At 58.0% G+C, this 893-nt stretch carries 1 protein-coding gene; it reads right to left on the bottom strand.

What is annotated here, in order from left to right; all coding sequences use genetic code 11:
• Positions 1–431 precede the first annotated feature (431 nt).
• On the bottom strand, positions 432–893 hold a 462-nt coding region (locus tag A3754_RS02835), incomplete at its 5' end, for an SDR family NAD(P)-dependent oxidoreductase (RefSeq protein ID WP_156496719.1).

The following is an 893-nucleotide window of genomic DNA, read 5'->3' as shown; positions in this document are numbered from 1 at the left end:
CAGAACCACAACACGCCTCACCCAGAGCGCAACACGGGCAACCGCTGCGCGCCGGGAGCCCGACCACTGACGCTTTCATTCAAAATCTGAAAGCCCGGGCTCCATGCGTTCTGGGTAACACGAATTACCGGAGCGTGCCCGGAACCTCCCTGCTTCGCCCATTGATCAATTAATCTGATCAAACCGGTCGAGCCATTCCCGTGGGTTGGTCGGCAGACTCCCCCTACACTTGTTCCATCGCTGAAGAGAAAATCGCTTCAGCCACCCAATCACATTGCGCTCACTCTGTGGTTATACCCCCGGGCTCAAAAAGCCCGTTGATTCCCCCCTTAAGGCCGTCCCCCCGACGGCCATTTTTTTTTGCCGCTCTGCGGCCGCCACACGCTTCACGCTGCATGCAACACGACACGCCACCAGAGCGTATATGCGATTCAGGACTTGTACAGCAATTTCCCGACACTGTTGAACGCCTTTTCCGACAGGCTCATGCGAATCATGGTGCGGAACCATGTTTCGGGCAGCAGCCAACGTGCCAGCAACAACATGCGTGCATCCGCGCCCACGCTATAACGCAGACGTTTACCGGGATCGTTAGCCGCCTTGTAGATCACCTTCGCGGCATCTTCCGGGGTAGAGCCACCCGGCCCGGTCTTGTCCATAACCCCGAACTGAGCCTTGGAATACTCATCGTAGGTCTTTACGCCCGTGCGGTTATCCCGGTCCGCCGAGCGACCGAAGAACGCCGTATTCACCGCCCCCGGCTCAATGATTTTCACCCCGATACCCAACGGACACAGCTCATACACCAGCCCCTCGGTGAACCCTTCCACCGCCCATTTACTGGCGTTGTAAACACTGTAAAGCGGCAACGGTACGCGCCCAACCATGCTGGC

The sequence above is a fragment of the Alcanivorax sp. HI0083 genome, assembly GCF_001635175.1.
The sequence above is the reverse complement of the archived record's forward strand: the minus strand, read 5'-3'. Positions and strand labels throughout refer to the sequence as shown.